Origin of the sequence: Microbulbifer echini, assembly GCF_041447225.1 — a bacterium.
In the GTDB taxonomy this organism is placed as follows: Bacteria; Pseudomonadota; Gammaproteobacteria; order Pseudomonadales; family Cellvibrionaceae; genus Microbulbifer; species Microbulbifer echini.
The window spans coordinates 129,760-148,123 of the sequence record NZ_JBGMEL010000006.1; the positions used below are offsets into that span (position 1 = coordinate 129,760).

Sequence of the window (18,364 nt, forward strand, 5' to 3'; positions counted from 1 at the left end):
CCACAATAGCCTCTGCCAGAACCTTTATGCTTCCGCAAACCGAGTGATAAACAACACCTACTTGGATCATGACAGTACTCGACTGGATACCAATTCATTGCTGCCAATACCCAGAGGCTTCGACATATCCTCGAAGATGCTCGCCAGCTTCTTCTCAGTACTAAAATCCTCCGGCACCTCGATTTCAAACACCTCCAATAAGGCATTTCTTAACTCAGTAATATTGGCCAACATAATCACGCTCTTAGGGCCATCAACAGGCTGGAAACTCAATTGACGATTCAATAATGCATGGCGCCCCTCCGGAAATGCGCGGGCTGCAATCAAGTGCTCAACAAAACGGGATTGCGGGTGAGTACAGCAATACCAGTTAGCAATTTTATAATCGCCTGCGGTACGCGGCCTTAAATCAAAACTGTACATCGACTGCCAAGTACCCGCGACTCTTACTTGTAGCAGGTAATCTTCCTCTATTCGAGTAAGACGGTAGATTCCGTGAACTGTCTTTTGTGGGGCATTGATATCTAAACGCAGAGGTGCGGTGAGAGTATTACTGCCAAAGCCCGCATCCAGCAAATAGGCCACCTCGCCCACCTCCACAAGTAATATCATATGGGATTGAGCTGGTTCATGTCCTGCGGGGGTCTGCCACAAGACGCGAGCGGCGAGACCAGTAACAGAAAAGCCAATCTGCCGTAATACCGCACCCAGCAGGGCATTCTGTTCGAAGCAATACCCACCGCGTTTCTGTTGTACGAGTTTTTCTTCAATTGCCGCCAGATCAATGTTTACCGGACTTCCAAGAAAGGAGGTTAGATTTTCAAACGGCAAGGTTCGGACATGTTGAGCAAGTATGTCATTCAATGTTTGCAGGTTTTGGGATGGATTTTGATGATAGTCAATACGTTCGAAGTATTTTTTCAAGTCAACACTGTGTGCATCCGTAGTCATTTCGCTTTAATCCTTAGGGTCAATCAACAATAAAGCAAGCTTAATACCTAAACTTAAGTTGAGGTCAATACCAAGTGCTGAGCTCTAATACACCCACTTTTTTTATGAATAGATGTGATCCCATTGACAAATCAAAACTCGATTGATGACTGAGACATCTTCGCATGTGAATCAAACTACATAACGCCTATGTGAAAGAATTCCAGGGTCAATATCCAGCTAAAATTTTAGCAACGCGGGGCTTGATAGATTTAGTAAGCTAACTGCAATAGTAATGATGCAGGAGTAGGCTTTAGAAATACTGAGTACACTCACCTTTCGGGATTAGCCCGGGAAATACTTGGTACAAAATTATTCACTCAAGAATTTATCCCAATAGTGAGTCCGCCAAAGCATATCCTCTATTGTCTCTTCCGGTAATAGCTCCAGAGGAGTCAGTCCATCACGGATCTGCCAACCTCCACCGAGTGACAAATATACCTGTACTAAATTTGCTGCCACTGCACCTTGTGCTATCACCAGAATATCCTGTTGTTGAAGGTTGGATATCAGGGTAGTGATCACTGTATTGTATTCAACCTGCCCATCGACATACTGAGTCAAAGAGAGATTAACAGCTTCTTCCGAGGCCATAGCAGCAGTTTTGTAAAAAAATTGTTGCTCCTGGGACTTAAGATAAGCAACGATGGCATTTTCCACATCAACTTGAGCCTGCAAAACGACCTGTTGATAATCTGAAACCAGCTGCTGGAAGGTAGCATCCTGCAGGCGCACATTATTGCGCAGTCTTCCATAGTTTAAAATATCCCAATCGAACTCGAGAAATAAATCCCATGCGTCACTTCTACCATTTAACTGCCCCCCCCTAATATCAATCGCCCCTATTAACCCACCGATGGAAAAGTTTGGGTAAAGTTCTGCTCTTGCCACACCAATCAGCTCTCCCTGCGCAGCGAGCAAGCGTTCTGCCTGGCGAATATCCGGCCGCTGCCGCAGAAGATCTTGCGGCATTCCAATACTCGTAATTGCGGGTACCTGCGGTACTGTTGGGCGTACTGAGAGTATCTCATTAAGACTGCGCGGGGGCATTCCAAGTAAAATGGCCAGAGAATTTTTAAGTTGCTGAAAAGCAATTTCCAATCCAGGTACAGTAGCCTCGGTATTACTCAATAAAGTCTGAGCCTGCTCTGCATCCAAAGCACTAACTTCACCCGCACGGAATTTTACTTCTGCAATCCTCAATCCCTCCCTCTGAGTGCGAATATTTTCCCTGGCAACCTCTAGGCGACGCTTCACAGTACGAATATTTATATACGCCTGAGCCACTTGGGCGATAATCGAAACGAGAAGACCATCGTATTCAGCCAAACTCGCTTCAAAATCAGCTGCAGCAGAATTTACTAATCGCCTAAGCTGACCCCACATATCTAACTCCCAGGTTAGATTAAAATTAAGATAATATTCATTTTGTAAGTTACCAGTTATGCCTGACCGAACATATTTTGAACGATCAATTAAGCCGTCGAGTTGTTGTACCTGGGGGTATTGATTTCCAACGGCAATGGCTAGAACCTGCTGGGCCTGTAGAGCCCTCAGGGCTGCCGACCTCAACTCCAAATTATTTTCTATTGCCTGAGCCACCAAGTCATCGAGCACTGGATCCGAAAAAGCAATTTGCCACCACAAAGGGTTAATCGCTTCAAGGCTATCTAGACGTTTATCTTCCCCATAAATCCAAGAATCTTCAACGCTCACTGGTGGAGGCACGTAATCGGGGCCCAACATACAACCATGGATTACAAACATAGCAAGGGCACCAACAGCTACTGGCAGTCGCAAAATTCTTATGCCTAGGCGCTTAGGGACTCTTCGCCGTTTCATCTTGTTCAGTGCCCGCAGTACCACTCAAAACAAGTACTGAGCTGGTAAAACCAACACGTAAATCAACTGATTCAGGGGGATCAATTAAATAAACTCTTACCGGTATCCGCTGCGCCAGACGAATCCACTCGAATGTAGGCTCTACCCTCGGCAGTAAATCATTACCGGCGGTTGCATCCTGCTGTGCAATACCCCAACCAATGCTTTCAACAAAGCCATTTAATGGTCTATATGGATAGGCCATCAATGTCACTATGGCCCGATCCCCAGGTGATATACGGCGAATTAATGTTTCGCGAAAGTAACCCTCCACACGATAGGTGCTGACATCCACGATTGAAAGGGCCGGTTGGTTGGCCACAGCCTGATCGCCAAAACGGAAGTCAAGGTTCGTCACATAGCCGGAAACTGGCGCGGTAACACTAGTATATTCAAGGTTAAGCTCCGCTTGACGCACTAAAGCTTGAGCAGCGCGTACACCAGGGTTGTCAGCACCAAGTGCGCCAAGTTGTACCCGTACCCTGGCCAGTTCCGCTTGAGATTGCTCCAGAGAGGCCAAGGATTCAGCGAGTCTTGCCTCCGCACCTGCGCGATACTCCACAGAAGATTCGTATTCAGCCTGCGCGGCCTGCAAGGACCTCACCGAAGTAGCACGCTGCGGAAGTAATTCCTGTTGACGTTTATATTCTGCCCTGGATTTTATTATGTCTGCCTCTAGCGCATTTATATTGCTTTGAGCCTGATCTATTGCCGCCGCGGATTCGCGTATTCTGGCTTCATAGGCAAGGATGTTTTCTCTTTGTGCGTTATAAGTGTCAATCGCTTCCTCATATTGAGCCTTAGCCTCCGCAAGCGCAGCCTCATAGGTTCTAGGATCTATCTGGAATAAGAGGTCCCCAGCATTAACGAACTGGTTATCTCTAATTGGTAGCTTAACAACTTGACCGGAAACCCTTGGCGTAATCTGTATAATATCTGCCTGGACTGTTCCATCCCTAGTCCAGGGGTTATTGAGGTATTTCCAAAACTGCAAGATCAGTAACAACACAGCAACAAAAACAATACCTCCAGTGAGAATATATTTACTAAATTTCTTCACTTTTATATCCCCACAAATACTGCCCCGAAGAAAATTGAATAAATAATACTCAGCGAGATAATAACAACCGGAGGATTTGCAAAATATCTTGAGAGGCGGTAACGATCCAACAACCTTGCCGTAAGCAGTGCGGCAAGCACACCAAACAATCCAGAAACCAGAATTGGGGAAAGATAGAATCCACCGAATGATATGTCATGCGGTATTTTCTCCATCCAAATTCCTACGCCCATCAAAGACATCGATCCTCACAAAAACAGCTCCAATCCACAAGCTCTGACAAATGAAATAAATCCGACAAATAATTATCAATACAATGAACAACCCCTAAGAAATATAAAAAATTAGATACTCCCTCTTTAGACCGCTCATCACTCTCCCTTAATTCCATCAACTCACCAACTTCAATGTTGATCCTATCAAAAACCCTCCTATATCCCCGCCTCAAAGAATCAATATGAATCTCTCTCTTTCTTCCAGAAAGATAAAAAAACACCTTCGCAGCAAGGCATCGCCATATAAAGGCTTCTCGTAACATTTTTTTAGTGGCCACGAAGCGCATCTTACCCCTATCCACTCTATATAAAATTTTCACCTGATTAGCGATCAGCATCAACAAATCAACAAGGCTTCTCATTTGATCTTTTGACATCCCCCTAATACGCTCTTTATCAATACCCTCCATCCAATAGAGTATATTTTTACGCGAAACCATAATAATGTTGATGTGATACAGAACATACAAACGATAAAAAAAAGATTGCCTTCTAGACTCTGGGATATCACCCTGAACAACCAGCGAACCGGCACTATTGAGAAATCGATCTACATTTTTTTTGAAATTTCTTTCGGGATGTGAAGAAAATGGTATATTTCTGGATACGGCCAAAATACAAAAAATAATAGCCAACACAAAAATATAGTTCGTGTATACAACAAAACTGTAGACTTGATAGTCGTTGAAATTGAAAATGATTTGCGGAAAAATCAGCACCAACGTCCTTATCATTGACTGAGCACCAAAAGCCCTATTGGCCAGATAACAAACAATAAAGCTCCAAACAAATATCATTATCCCCAGGGAGTAAAACCCTTGCAGCTTGGGCATAAGAACAAAATACATCGGTGCAGATAACAAACAAACGATAATGGTATAAAAGCAAGTTTCAAACAATCTAATTTGCGGACTGAGGGCTGCAATTATTGCAATAACCGTAATTAGCAACACAACCAATAACCCACCGAGCATACCCGGAACAAATAGGTATGCCAGATATGAAATCCATAGACCAACAATTACACGAACAACATTAGCGAGCCTATCTGGGTCCGGCATAAGCAGGCCAAGCCAATATGCCCCATCTTCACTCGGAAATTTTAAATAAGAGTCCCCCATTACCTGAATATCATTCACAGAATCTATTAATGACCTCGACTCCACTTCAAGGTCATTTAACGATTGCTTAGTAACGGCCAAAGCTGCAGTTTGGGATGTAGACAATGCCTTTATTTTATCGATATCGCCTTGAATACACCTTTCCTTTGGCATATTAGCCAGAACACCTTCATCAACTGTCAGCTTTATCTCATTTAAACGGCACTGTATATCATCAATATAATCATTTACTCCGGAAAAAAAATCTGCAACTCCTAATTGGTTAGAAAGAGCTAGACTTTCTTCCAGCTTCAGGAGTGATTGTGTTAGAGCCGTTGCACGAGAACCGAAATGATTCCACTGCTTGCGACACTCCCAAATCTCATAGCTGTCAGAACAGGCATCATCAATGGCTGCTCTCAGACTCGCATCCGCTTTCAATAGTTCGACCCGTTTATCAGGATGAAGCATGACTTTTTCCTGACTTTTAATTCGGGTAAAACAACCAGCCGCAAATAGTCTCTGCCTGGCTAAAAGCACAATAGAGGCTTTGCGCAACACCTCTCGGCTGCAATTAGGCCATATCAGCACCGCTATGAGGCCGTAAACAACAATCCCCAGCAATGATTCTTGAACACGTAAAATACCCTCTTCGTAGGAAATGGACAAATCCCCGCCAGTGGCATCCCACAACAGTAAAATGACATAGCCACACGTCACCCAAAAATACTGATGCCGAGACCTCTGTAAGAGATAAACGCAGGTAGCAACCCAAATAGAGAGGGCAATCATAAACAGCCAACGATCCTGGGGGAATAATGCGACTATTAACCACCCACCTACTAGCGCAAAAAGAGTCCCAAGTATCCACAAAATGGCGCGGTTTAAGGATTGCCCTAAATTAGCCTGGCTACATACAATAACGGCAAACCCGCCCCAAAAAGGCTTCTCCCAATTGAGCCCCATCGCAATGGCATAAACAATCACCAGGGCCGCTGCGAGTTTGATCGACTCTTTCGCATTACGAGATAGATGCAAGACTCTCTCCGACTATATATTTGGATACCTCAGTAACGCCTATTTATTCTTTGGCGCAGCAAGACATATATGTCATAAATTTATGGTGAATTGCCAAAAGGGAGTATGGCATATAGGAGGGCAGGAAAATAAAACTGTGGCAAAGAGTATCGATTGCTTAATTATGCGTCATAACCAAAAAAATCATATGAAACTTTAATATCTACTGCTTTTAGAAAGCAGTAATTTGACAATCACAATATATTCGAAGCCACGGAGTGCCATCACATATAACAAAGAAAAGGTTCTAAACACTATAAGGAGACCTCTAGTTACGTAAACCAATTATCAAGCCGTGTATTGCGTCATCTTATTCAGCTATTCGAATGGCACATCCCAACCTGCAAAGTCGTTATAACTGCTAGCTCGTGTCGCGCATTCTTTCGAGGAAAGATACTGTACCCTCTCAAAAAATACACACAACATATTTAACTAAATATAATCTAATTATATATCCGACCACTTCCCAGCAATACCAGAGCAAACTTGTGCCACCCAGTAACTATTCACTAACGGGGCAGCTGAACAGTTTGTTTCAACAAGTGCATCCACGCCTAAGCAGCCACTTTTGCCTTTAAGGTTCGATAGCTTTTTCTGAATTACCCCACAGTTTCCCCCACATGGAGCTCTAGAACAATCGGCCACACTAACCTCTTTAACAGTTCCATATTTTCTTTCTGGCACCAGCCAGAGCTTATGTACCCCTATTGAATTCTATATGGCCGATTGCTCACTTTTTAATTTTGGGTCGTCAGAAACACACCCAGAATTTACAATCACAAATAAGACAACGATTATTTTTCTCATCATCACTCTTTATTAAATATAATCGCCGTAAACTGCTGTTGACAATCCCCCCTTTACGAAGCAAAAAGATCATGTGCCACGATGGTTCAGTCCATCATTAGCCGCTCTATTGCCAGTGAGATAAACCCCGTGCCTATAAGGTATTGATTTTTCTATGCCCATACAAAACATGAATTTTGCTTGAACTCTACAAACACAATACAGATTTCCCAGGCTGAGATATTGAAAGAACTTCCGAAGAATTGACATTTATCAACAAAAAAGACCCCTTTCGGGGCCTTTTTAATACTCAATCCGCTCAACAATCATGCATTCAAAGCCTTAAACTCGCGTCTACGGCGATGCAGTACCGGCTCGGTGTAGCCATTCGGCTGCGCGCAACCTTCAAACACCAGCTCACAGGCTGCCTGGAAGGCGACACTCTTATCGAAGTCAGGAGCCATATTGTTGTAATTCGCATCCCCAGCATTCTGGCGATCGACTACGGCGGCCATACGCTCCATGGTTTCACGCACCTGCTTCTCCGTAGCGATGCCATGCTTGAGCCAATTGGCAATATGTTGAGAGGAAATTCGCAAAGTTGCGCGGTCCTCCATTAGACCAACATCATTAATATCCGGGACCTTGGAGCAACCCACACCCTGCTCTACCCAGCGTACTACGTAGCCGAGGATTCCCTGGGCATTATTGTCGAGTTCCAGCTGGATTTCTTTGGCACTCCAATTTGTATCTTCAGCTACAGGGACCGTGAGAATATCTTCCAGCTTGGCGTGGTGGCGATGCTGAATTTCTTCCTGGCGGCGGTTCACATCTACCTTGTGGTAGTGCAGTGCGTGCAGGGTGGCTGCTGTGGGGGATGGAACCCAGGCCGTATTCGCGCCGGCCATAGGATGCGCGAGCTTGGCGTGCATCATGGCTGACATCTGATCAGGAATTGGCCACATGCCTTTGCCAATTTGCGCTCTACCCTTGAGACCGCTGTTAAGACCTACATCGACATTCCACTCTTCGTAGGCGTTGATCCAGGCGGACTGCTTCATATCGCCCTTGCGAATCATGGGCCCGGCAAGCATGGAGGTGTGGATTTCATCACCGGTGCGATCCAGGAATCCAGTGTTAATAAACACCACGCGTTCCTTCGCTTCAGCGATACAGGCCTTAAGGTTCACCGTAGTGCGGCGCTCCTCATCCATGATGCCCATCTTCACAGTATAGCGGGGCAGTCCGAGGACATCCTCGATACGGTTAAACAGAGTGTTGGCGAAAGCCACCTCATCCGGGCCGTGCATCTTCGGCTTAACGATATAGATACTGCCCTCACGGGAGTTCTTGATCGCATTATTGCCGCGTAGATCGTGCAGGGAAATCAGGCTGGTGATCATGCCGTCGAGAATGCCTTCAGGAATCTCCTGGCCACCCCCATACAAAACCGCATCGTTGGTCATCAGGTGGCCGACGTTGCGCACAAACATTAAGCTGCGGCCCGGTAGCGTAAGCTGATTGCCATTCGGGGTGATATATTCGCGATCGGCATTGAGCCTGCGCTCGAAAGCCTTACCACCTTTATTGATGGTTTCCTTTAGGTCACCCCGCATAAGACCGAGCCAGTTGCGGTAAACCACAACCTTATCCTCCGCGTCCACAGCGGCTACGGAATCCTCACAGTCCATGATGGTGGTCAGCGCAGACTCCATCAATACGTCTTTAATACCGGCGTCGTCGGTCTTACCAATGGGGCTCTCGCGATCCACCTGAATTTCAAAATGGAGGCCGTGCTGCTTGAGCAGAATGCTGGTGGGCTCTTCGCTATCACCGAGGTAGCCAGCAAATTGCTTGCCATCTTTTAGGGTGGCGATATCGCCATTGGCCTGAACGACTTCCAGCAAAGAGCCATTGATACGGTACTGAACGGCCTCTTTATGACTGCCACAAGTCAGCGGAGCAGACTGGTCGAGGAAGCTGCGCGCGTACTCAATGACCTTGGCGCCGCGCACCGGATTGTATTCACTGCCCTTTTCAGCACCACCCTCTTCACTGATCACATCAGTGCCATAAAGGGCGTCGTAGAGGCTTCCCCAACGGGCGTTAGCGGCATTGAGTGCATAGCGAGCATTCATCACCGGCACAACCAGCTGTGGGCCGGCTAGAGTGGCGATTTCTTCATCCACATTTTCCGTGGAGGCACCGAAATCAGCTGGCTCATCCACCAGGTAACCAATTTCACGCAAGAATGACTGATAACCTTCCAAGTCACGGAAACCTTTCGGGTTGTCGCTGTGCCAGCGATCCAGGGTTTCCTGGAGCTCATCGCGCTTCTGCAGTAGAGAGCGATTTACCGGAGCCAAGTCGCGAACGATCGCATCGAGTCCAGCCCAAAATTTCTCGGCATCAACCCCGGTTCCTGGAATCACCTCCTCGCAAACCAGGTTGTAAAGCTCTGGTGCGATTTGTAAATCACCGATTTGGACGCGTTCCGTCATACCCTGGGCCTCTCACTGATTGTTGGAATTACGGCATTCTAAACAGCCATTTCGGCATACCGCTAATTTATAGACACAATTTCCACTATTCATAGATCAAATTTTTATGAATGCGGATGGCGCATGAAACTTCATTCGAAGAACTAACCATTCATCGGCAAGACACATGCCCGCTTACCCGCTGGTCACTTACAGGGCTCGGCCAATATCCAGGATCAGGCGGCGCAACCAGCGGTGTGGCGCGCTCTGCTGTAAAAGCGGACTCCAAGCCATTTTCAGCTCCAGCGGTGGAATATCCAGTGGTGGGTCCCGGCGCACCACTCTGGGGTTATCACTGGCAAGCTGAGCCAGGCGGGTGGGTACTGTTACGATCAAGTCGCTCTGCTCCGCCAGCAGCATGGCCACTTGATAATGTCGGGTGAACACCGAAATATCCCGCTTTTCCCCCAACTGCCCGATGGCTTCATCCACCCAGCCAAGGCGCTGTACATCCTCCGGGTTAACCCCCACACCAACGCCCATTCCGGTCTTGCTCACCCAGATATGCTGGGCCTTTAAATAACTTTGCAGATTGTAGTCTTCGAGAATTGGGTTATCTGCCCGCATGATACAGGAGAAGCTGTCACGCCATACCGTCGCCTGGTGGAAGCTCTGCGGCATGCTGTCGAAGCGATTGATGACCATATCCACCTTGCCCTGCTCCACATCCACAAAACTCACATCGCTGGGGGTCATGATATCCAGACTAATGCCCGGTGCGTTATCCCGCAGCTGCTTGAGCAATGGTGGAATCAATGTGGATTCCGCATAGTCACTGGCCATAATTCGAAACGTTCGACGGGTATTAGCGGGATCGAAATCCCGGTTGGGCTGAATCACCCGATCGATGCTGGATAGCGCCTCGCGCACCATCGGCTGGAGTTCCAGTGCGCGCTCTGTGGGCATCATTCCCTCTCGGGTGCGTACCAGTAGGGGGTCGTCAAAAAGTTCACGCAAGCGTTTGAGGCCATTGCTCATAGCGGGTTGGGACAGCCCAAGGTAGTTAGCCGCGCGGGTGACATTGCGCTCACGTAATAGCACATCTAGGTACACCAGCAGGTTCAGGTCAGCTCTTTCCAGTTGCATACAACATTTGCCAAATCGATAGTGAAAATAAAATCAATAAATTAGGCAAATTATGCCACTCCTCCTAAGATACTCAACACCTAATCGCAGTCACCGTTTTAAGGAAACACTGTCATGTCCACTTACAATCAAGACATCGACGCGGTAGCTAAGCTCCGTGACAGCAAGAGCGGCTCTTGGGACGCCATTGATCCCGAATCCGTCGCCCGCATGCGCGCCCAGAACAAATTCAAGAACGGCCTGGATATTGCCAAGTACACGGCCAATATCATGCGTGCAGACATGGAGAACTACGACAAGGACACCTCCAAGTACACCCAGTCTCTGGGCTGCTGGCACGGTTTTATCGGCCAACAGAAGATGATTTCTATTAAGAAGCACTTCGAAGGCAATACCGATCGCCGCTACCTGTACCTGTCCGGCTGGATGGTCGCCGCTCTGCGCAGCGAATTTGGCCCTCTGCCCGACCAGTCCATGCACGAGAAGACCTCTGTTGCACACCTGATCAACGAGCTGTACACCTTCCTGCGCCAGGCCGATGCCCGCGAGCTGAACGACCTGTTCCGCGAGCTGGACGCCGCCCGCGACGCCGGTGACAAAGCTGCCGAGAAAGCGGCTCAAGACAAGATCGACAACCACAAGACCCACGTTGTACCCATCATCGCCGATATCGATGCCGGTTTCGGTAACGCGGAAGCCACTTACCTGATGGCCAAGCAGATGATCGAAGCGGGGGCTTGCTGTATCCAGATCGAAAACCAGGTTTCCGATGAGAAGCAGTGTGGCCACCAGGACGGTAAAGTAACCGTTCCCCACGAAGACTTCCTCGCCAAGATCCGCGCGGTACGTTACGCGTTCCTGGAGCTGGGTGTAGATAACGGCGTGATCGTTGCCCGTACCGACTCCCTGGGTGCCGGCCTGACCAAGCAAATCGCCGTGACCAAAGAGCCGGGCGACCTGGGCGACCAGTACAACGCCTTCCTGGATTGCGAAGAAATCGCACCTTCCGACCTGGCCAATGGCGACGTTGTCATCAACCGCGAAGGTAAGCTGCTGCGTCCTAAGCGTCTGCCTTCCAACCTGTTCCAATTCCGCAAAGGTACCGGTGAAGCGCGCTGCATCCTGGACAGCATCACCTCCCTGCAAAACGGTGCTGATCTTATTTGGATCGAAACCGAGAAGCCTCACGTTCGCCAAATCGGCGGCATGATGGACGAGATCCGCAAAGTCGTTCCCGATGCGAAGCTGGTTTACAACAACAGCCCGTCCTTTAACTGGACCCTGAACTTCCGCCAGCAGGTATTCGATGCCTGGGCTGAACAAGGCAAAGATATCTCCGCCTACGACCGCGCCAACCTGATGAGCGCTGAGTACGATGACTCTGAGCTGTCTGCCGCGGCTGACGAGAAGATCCGCACCTTCCAAGCAGATGCTGCCCGTGAAGCGGGTATCTTCCACCACCTGATCACCCTGCCCACTTACCACACTGCGGCCCTGTCCACCGACAACCTGGCCAAAGAGTACTTCGGTGAGCAAGGCATGCTGGGCTACGTGAAAGGTGTACAGCGCAAGGAAATCCGTCAGGGTATCGCTTGCGTTAAACACCAGAACATGGCCGGTTCCGATATCGGTGACGACCACAAAGAATACTTTGCCGGTGAAGCTGCCCTGAAAGCTTCTGGTAAAGACAACACCATGAACCAGTTCGGCTAAGTACGCTCTTATACCTTTTAGGTAGATTCAAGGCGGCGTGAGCCGCCTTTTTCTTCAGGAACTCCCCCCCTTGGCCAAATCGGCCAGCGGTTTATGGTTCCGCCGAAGAAGAACAGTTATTGCAAACTGCGCTTTAATCTCTGCACTTTGAATCCGGGCCGCAATCGCGGCCCTTTTTTGTTTCTCCGCAAAGCCCCTTTCTGAAGATTTTTACGACAAATTGTCTAGCCTTAGGTTATATCTGCTGGAGTGTGCATAGCCTATGCCCGGCCCAAGCCTTGTATTGATCCTCAACTGCGGCAGCTCCTCGCTGAAGTTCTCCGCCATTGACCCCGCGGATGGCGCAGAATCCTTATATGGCCAGGCCGAAGCCCTGGGCACCTCTGCCGCAAGACTGAAATGGCGTCAGCACAATGAGGAGGGAGACGAGCAGCTCTCCCCCACCGATGACTGCGAAAGCATTATCGAGGCCTTGGTGGGGCGCTTTGCTGAATCCTGGTCTCACCTTCGAGAACGCCTTATGGCCATAGGTCACAGAGTGGTCCACGGCGGTGAGCACTTTGCCGACTCCGCCCTGATCGATACAAAGGTCCTATCGGCTATTCGCAACTGCTGTGAACTGGCGCCGCTACACAATCCCGCTGCCCTGCAAGGAATACAGGCCTCGTTAACAGCCTTCCCGCAACTGCCACAAGTGGCGGTATTCGATACCGCCTTTCACCAAAGCATGCCGGACTACGCCTATTTATACGCCCTGCCCTACAGCCTCTACCGGGACCACCATATCCGCCGCTACGGCATGCACGGCAGTAGTCATCGCTCTATTGCCGAACGCGGCGCTCAATTGCTGAAGACGCCCATCGATAAGGTCAACATCATTTCCGGGCACCTTGGCAATGGCGCCTCCATATGCGCCATTAAAGGCGGGCAAAGCCTGGATACCAGCATGGGGCTGACCCCACTAGAGGGGCTGGTGATGGGCAGCCGTTGCGGGGACTTGGACCCCGGCCTGCTACTGCACCTGGGCGAGGCGTTAGACTACTCCTTAGCGGAACTCGAGCTTCTCCTAAACCGCAAAAGTGGGCTTCTGGGGATTTCTGAGCTGAGTAATGATTGTCGCGAACTGGAAGAAGCCATGGCTAAGGGGCATGCTGGAGCACGCTTGGCGTTGAATATATTCTGCTACCGACTGGCCAAATATATCGCCGCCTATACGGTACCGCTCAAAAGGCTCGATGCCCTGGTATTCACCGGTGGCATCGGCGAGAACTCCAGCTGGGTGCGGCGCAAAACCATAGACTGGCTCTCTCCACTGGGCTATCAGCTGGATGCCGAGCGCAACGAAAAAATCCGCTTTGGGGCGGAGGGAAGAATTTCCAGAATCGGAACACCGGATATTTTTGTCATTCCCACTCGGGAAGATTGGGTAATCGCCCGCGACACCGCCCGCCTCGCGGCCAAGGCGCAATAAGAATGTCGCACAGCGCACGCAGTCTCATGCTGGTTCCTCTTGATATCAGTGTCGGAATCACCTCGGTAAGCCTGGGCCTGATAAGGGCACTTGAGCGTAACAGAGCGGAAATTCAGTTTTTCAAACCCGTGAGTGAGCCCCCTTCCCGCGATGGCACAATCGAGAGAACCACAGAGATATTGCGACAAACGACCAGCTTAAAAATTCCCCGCTCTTTCAGTGCACAGCAAGCGGAAAGCATGATTGCAGCGGGAGAGACCACAGAATTGCTGGAGAAGATATTGCGCCTCTACCGCAGCAGCTTTCAGGCAGCGGAAGTGATTGTGGTGGAGGGCCTCTTACCCAGTGGGCTAAACCAGTTCTCCGACCAACTGAACTGCCAGGTGGCCAAGACCTTGGATGCGGAAGTGATTTTGGTGGCCAGCCCCCATGCAGGGGATATTCACCAGCTAAAAGAGCGCCTGCAATTTGCGATGCGCTTATTTGGCCGGGGCCCATCCAACCCGGTAGTGGGCTGCATTCTCAATAAACTGGACGCACCCACTCGCGTATCTGACCCACCGGGTGCGCATTTTATCTCTGTGGGCGCCCAGCAGGAGCCCCCCGCTGCCGCCATCGACCGCAAGGCGCTGTACCGCCAGATACCCTTGCGGATTGTTGGTGCTATACCCTGGAACGCAAAGCTTCTAGCCCCTCGCGCCCTGGATCTCGTTCGGCACTTCGATGCGCAGATGATCAATCGCGGAGAGCTCGAAAGCCGCCGCTTGCACAGTGTGACTTTCTGCTCGCGATCACTCGCCAATATGCTCCACCGTTTCACATCGGGAGCCATGTTGGTCTCATCGGCCGATAGACCCGATGTGGTAACAGGAGCCTGCCTGGCAGCAATGAACGGAGTGAAAATTGGTTGCCTGCTCCTGACTGGGGGTTTTCGACTCGATCCCGGTGTACACAAGCTTTGTACCCCAGCCATGGAGACCGGCCTGCCAGTCCTACTGGTCGAGTCCAATACCTGGCGTACCGTCATGGACCTGCAAAGCTTTAACCTGCGCACGCCCGCTGATGACCGCGAGCGGATAAACAGGGTGCAAGACTTCTTCGCCAGCCACCTGGATAACGATTGGGTGAAATCCCTCACCCAAATTTCTCAGCGCCCGCGCCGTATAGCGCCCCCAGCTTTTCGCTACCACCTAACGGAACTGGCCCGACGCGCCCCAAAACGGATTGTTCTGCCGGAGGGGGAAGAGCCCCGCACCATCAGAGCTGCTCTGGCCTGTACAGATCGCGATATTGCAAAGCCCGTATTGTTGGGGAGGCCCGAAACCATTGGAAGAGTGGCTGAGCAACAGGGCCTGAAACTCAATAACAACGTTGAGATCATCAACCCAGAGGATGTGCGTGAGAACTATATAGAGCCGATGGTGACTCTGCGTAAAAGTAAAGGGCTCACCCAAGTGGTTGCCAAAGAGCAGCTCCGGGACAATGTGGTGCTGGGCACCATGATGCTGGCACTGGACGAGGTAGATGGATTGGTATCGGGCGCTATTCACACCACAGCCAATACCATCCGCCCCGCCCTGCAATTAATCAAGGCGGCACCGGGTGAGGAATTGGTATCGTCGATTTTCTTTATGCTTCTGCCCGATCAAGTATTGGTTTACGGGGACTGCGCCATTAATCCAGATCCCAATGCGCGCCAGCTGGCCTCGATCGCGATACAGTCGGCGGACTCCGCTGCGGCGTTTGGTATCGAACCACGCGTGGCGATGATCAGTTACTCCACCGGCACGTCGGGAACAGGCTCCGACGTAGATAAAGTCCGTGAAGCCACCCAAATTGCTAGACAAAGAAGACCGGAATTGATAATTGATGGACCGCTGCAATACGATGCGGCACTGATAGAAAATGTGGCCGAACAAAAAGCGCCGGACAGCCCTGTAGCCGGGCATGCGACTGTGTTTATTTTCCCCGATCTGAATACCGGCAATACCACTTATAAAGCGGTGCAGCGCAGTGCAGATTTAGTCAGTATTGGTCCCATGCTGCAGGGGCTACGAAAACCGGTGAATGACCTTTCTCGTGGTGCTTTAGTCGACGATATTGTTTACACCATTGCGCTCACTGCCATTCAGGCCCAGCTGCGACAACAGGATCAGAAAAACAAATAACCGCTTACTCCCAACTGAGGGGGCGACGGGGATCGATATACTGATACAACGCGGCGGCAATCATATAGGCCTCCAGACGATGCTCATAAGTGGCAGGATGATCACAACCCATTCGTTCCAGGCAGCGCTGTAGGTACGTCAATTTATCAGATTTGTCGCGCCAGACCTTGCGCCCTTTGATCACCGCTACCAGCATTCGCCACCAGCTGCGATCTGCCGCCCGCAGCTGCTGTAACGCAACGGCAAGCAGCCCCTCGTCATCGGTAAAATCGGTCCCCAGAGGATAGTAAGGCAACATCGCTAGAGATTTCTCATCAGAGAAAGTTTCGGCAATATGTTCCGGCGTATTTTGATTAAACTCAGCGGGAATATTAAAGTCTTTTTCGATCTTGCCCGCATGTTTTGCCTGCTCCAGCAATACCGCCTGGAATTGCGCATCGCAAATACTCAGCATCGAGACCATTACATCCCGGTCTGTTTTACCGCGCAGATCCACCGCTCCGTATTCGGTAACCACAATATCGCGCAGGTGCCTGGGTATGGTTGTGTGGGGGTATTCCCACACAATATTACTCTCACAGGTTCCATCGCGAACGCGAGTACTGGGCAGCGCAATAATCGAACGAGCACCGGACAGGGCGAAAGCTTGGGCCACAAAATTGTACTGCCCGCCGACACCACTCACTACTTGATTGTCCACCAATCCATCGGAAACGGCCGCCCCGCCGAGGGTGACCATCATGGCAGAGTTGACAAAACGCGCATGTTTTCTCTGGGCCTGTTTCAGCGCCAACTGATCGTATAGGTCATTGGTGAACCCGATTGACGTCATATCGATACCGGCCCGCTCTGCTGGAGCCAGGTCACGCAATTCCCGGTACATCACTTCAGGGCCGAGGTAAAAACCGCCATGAAGCCAAATGCCACCCTTCAGCTTCTGATTCAGGCAGCCACCGATGAGGCGCCGGCGGCCGTGCTCACTGTGGAGGTCGCACTCCTCCTCCTCGCCATCCGGTGTCAGTAACTTGTGGCCGCGCCAACTATAGCTCTCATCGACAATGCCAAAGCGCTGCAAGAACTTCGTATCCTCCGGGGTGAGCGGGCAGTGGATACGGCCACATTTTTTAAGCGCAAGCAGGGTTTCCTCATTGACGGTGTGGGTAATAGCATCAGAATCGAGCAGCTCCTGTAATGCCCTATCCCCAAAAACTTCACGGATCAGAATTCCCGCCCTGCGCAAATGCAAAAAGCCATGGGGAACCATTTCACTGGCTCCATAAAGCCCCTGTTGAAACGGTACTTTTTGCAGGGGTAGGTTTTCCCGGTAAGCGGCAAGGCGTACTCCGCTGAGCGATTCAAGTAGTCGCGTGTAGAGCGCATTCTCTGTCTGTCGCAAGCGCAGCGCATGGCAAACTGCATCGCCCAGCGCCCCGATGCCCACTTGCAAAGTACCACCATCGGCGATCAGGCTGGCGACATGGAAAGCGATCGCGTATTCGGTAAAGCTCACCGGCATCGCGGGCGCCGCAAAAAGGGGGGTATCGAAGGCTTTCCCTTCGAGCAAAAAATCGAACTCCGCTTCGGCAAGTTCACTACTACCGACCATGTAAGGCAACTGGGGATTGACCTCACCCAGTAAAAGCAGAGGCGGCTCTTTGCGCTCTTCCGCCATTTTTAAAAGTGGCAAAGTCAGATCTGGGTTACAGCTCAAACTGTATTTACCCCCTTCCGGCGAAGGTGACACCATCTGCGCAATAACATTAACCCCCCCGCGCAAAAGATCCGCGGGTACCTGAGTATAATTTGCACTGATATAGTGTTGCTGCGCGTAGCGGTTGCCCAGCAGTGCGCCGGGTTCCATAAAAAATTCGATCACCTCAATATTTTTCGGAAGCTGCCCCTTGCTACGCGCCTGCACATAACCCAGATCCTGGTAGTGGCTGTAGAGACGATCCAGTAACGGTTGCACGAAACGACGCATGATGTCGCTGCTACCCCTGGGGCGCTCAAGGGTCAGTGCAGTGAATATAGTGAGGGAAATCGAGGGGTCGGTGGCTGCGCGTGCATAGAGGGCGTTAACGAAGTGGTTGGCCTTGCCCAGCCCCAGGGGCAATCCCAGTACAATTTTTTTGCCGACTTGTTGCAAAAGTGTATCGATGCACTTATCGACACTGGTAAAGCGCTGCGGGACTTTGCTGAGGGGTGCTCCCATTGATA

The 18,364-nt window shown here is 50.2% G+C and carries 11 protein-coding genes; 3 read left to right on the forward strand and 8 right to left on the reverse strand.

Translation table 11 applies throughout. The features are described 5' to 3' along the window. Nucleotides 1-66: 66 nt before the first annotated feature. The 7 genes from ACCI51_RS07860 to ACCI51_RS07890 form a co-directional block, all read right to left on the reverse strand. Nucleotides 67-951 (reverse strand): arylamine N-acetyltransferase family protein, encoded by an 885-nt coding sequence (locus tag ACCI51_RS07860; RefSeq protein ID WP_371843207.1) that lies wholly within the window; start codon nt 949-951, stop codon nt 67-69. 351 nt (nt 952-1,302) lie between these two features. Further along, complete coding sequence (locus ACCI51_RS07865; RefSeq protein WP_299581235.1) at nt 1,303-2,757, reverse strand: efflux transporter outer membrane subunit; 1,455 nt, start codon at nt 2,755-2,757, stop codon at nt 1,303-1,305. A 52-nt stretch (nt 2,758-2,809) separates the two neighbouring features. After that, nucleotides 2,810-3,931 (reverse strand): HlyD family secretion protein, encoded by a 1,122-nt coding sequence (locus tag ACCI51_RS07870; RefSeq protein ID WP_371843208.1) that lies wholly within the window; start codon nt 3,929-3,931, stop codon nt 2,810-2,812. 2 nt (nt 3,932-3,933) lie between these two features. Beyond that, nucleotides 3,934-4,146 carry a DUF1656 domain-containing protein gene (locus ACCI51_RS07875; protein ID WP_371843209.1) on the reverse strand — a complete coding sequence of 71 codons (213 nt, stop codon included), beginning with the start codon at nt 4,144-4,146 and terminating at the stop codon, nt 3,934-3,936. A gap of 17 nt (nt 4,147-4,163) precedes the next feature. After that, the gene (locus ACCI51_RS07880; protein ID WP_371843210.1) at nt 4,164-6,344 is read right to left on the reverse strand and encodes an FUSC family protein; all 2,181 of its coding nucleotides are present in this window, start codon (nt 6,342-6,344) and stop codon (nt 4,164-4,166) included. Between the two features lie 1,151 nt (nt 6,345-7,495). Next, nucleotides 7,496-9,670: a malate synthase G gene (locus ACCI51_RS07885; RefSeq protein ID WP_371843211.1), complete on the reverse strand. Its 2,175-nt coding sequence runs from the start codon at nt 9,668-9,670 to the stop codon at nt 7,496-7,498. A 189-nt stretch (nt 9,671-9,859) separates the two neighbouring features. Next, nucleotides 9,860-10,795 carry a LysR family transcriptional regulator gene (locus tag ACCI51_RS07890; RefSeq protein WP_299581098.1) on the reverse strand — a complete coding sequence of 312 codons (936 nt, stop codon included), beginning with the start codon at nt 10,793-10,795 and terminating at the stop codon, nt 9,860-9,862. Nucleotides 10,796-10,909: 114 nt separating this feature from the next. On the opposite strand from ACCI51_RS07890, the gene ACCI51_RS07895 reads away from it, so the two are divergent. The 3 genes from ACCI51_RS07895 (at nt 10,910) to pta (ending at nt 16,147) form a co-directional block, all read left to right on the forward strand. Beyond that, nucleotides 10,910-12,508, forward strand: a complete 1,599-nt coding sequence (locus ACCI51_RS07895) for an isocitrate lyase (protein WP_371843212.1) — start codon at nt 10,910-10,912, stop codon at nt 12,506-12,508. A 262-nt stretch (nt 12,509-12,770) separates the two neighbouring features. After that, complete coding sequence (locus tag ACCI51_RS07900; protein WP_371843213.1) at nt 12,771-13,979, forward strand: acetate kinase; 1,209 nt, start codon at nt 12,771-12,773, stop codon at nt 13,977-13,979. 2 nt (nt 13,980-13,981) lie between these two features. Further along, a complete protein-coding gene (gene pta / locus ACCI51_RS07905; protein ID WP_371843214.1) occupies nt 13,982-16,147 on the forward strand; it encodes a phosphate acetyltransferase in 2,166 nt (721 codons plus the stop codon). 4 nt (nt 16,148-16,151) lie between these two features. Here the strand turns inward: pta and ACCI51_RS07910 are convergent, their stop codons facing one another. Next, nucleotides 16,152-18,359, reverse strand: coding sequence for an acetyl-CoA hydrolase/transferase C-terminal domain-containing protein (locus tag ACCI51_RS07910; RefSeq protein ID WP_371843215.1), 2,208 nt, complete (start codon nt 18,357-18,359; stop codon nt 16,152-16,154). Nucleotides 18,360-18,364: the final 5 nt, after the last annotated feature.

Coding starts and splice junctions, on each gene's coding strand:
- ACCI51_RS07900 (WP_371843213.1), top strand. CDS start 12,771: ATGCCCGGCCCAAGCCTTGTATTGATCCTCAACTGCGGCAGCTCCTCG.
- ACCI51_RS07885 (WP_371843211.1), bottom strand. CDS start 9,670: ATGACGGAACGCGTCCAAATCGGTGATTTACAAATCGCACCAGAGCTT.
- ACCI51_RS07875 (WP_371843209.1), bottom strand. CDS start 4,146: ATGGAGAAAATACCGCATGACATATCATTCGGTGGATTCTATCTTTCC.
- ACCI51_RS07860 (WP_371843207.1), bottom strand. CDS start 951: ATGACTACGGATGCACACAGTGTTGACTTGAAAAAATACTTCGAACGT.
- ACCI51_RS07865 (WP_299581235.1), bottom strand. CDS start 2,757: ATGTTTGTAATCCATGGTTGTATGTTGGGCCCCGATTACGTGCCTCCA.
- ACCI51_RS07890 (WP_299581098.1), bottom strand. CDS start 10,795: ATGCAACTGGAAAGAGCTGACCTGAACCTGCTGGTGTACCTAGATGTG.
- pta (WP_371843214.1), top strand. CDS start 13,982: ATGTCGCACAGCGCACGCAGTCTCATGCTGGTTCCTCTTGATATCAGT.
- ACCI51_RS07910 (WP_371843215.1), bottom strand. CDS start 18,359: ATGGGAGCACCCCTCAGCAAAGTCCCGCAGCGCTTTACCAGTGTCGAT.
- ACCI51_RS07895 (WP_371843212.1), top strand. CDS start 10,910: ATGTCCACTTACAATCAAGACATCGACGCGGTAGCTAAGCTCCGTGAC.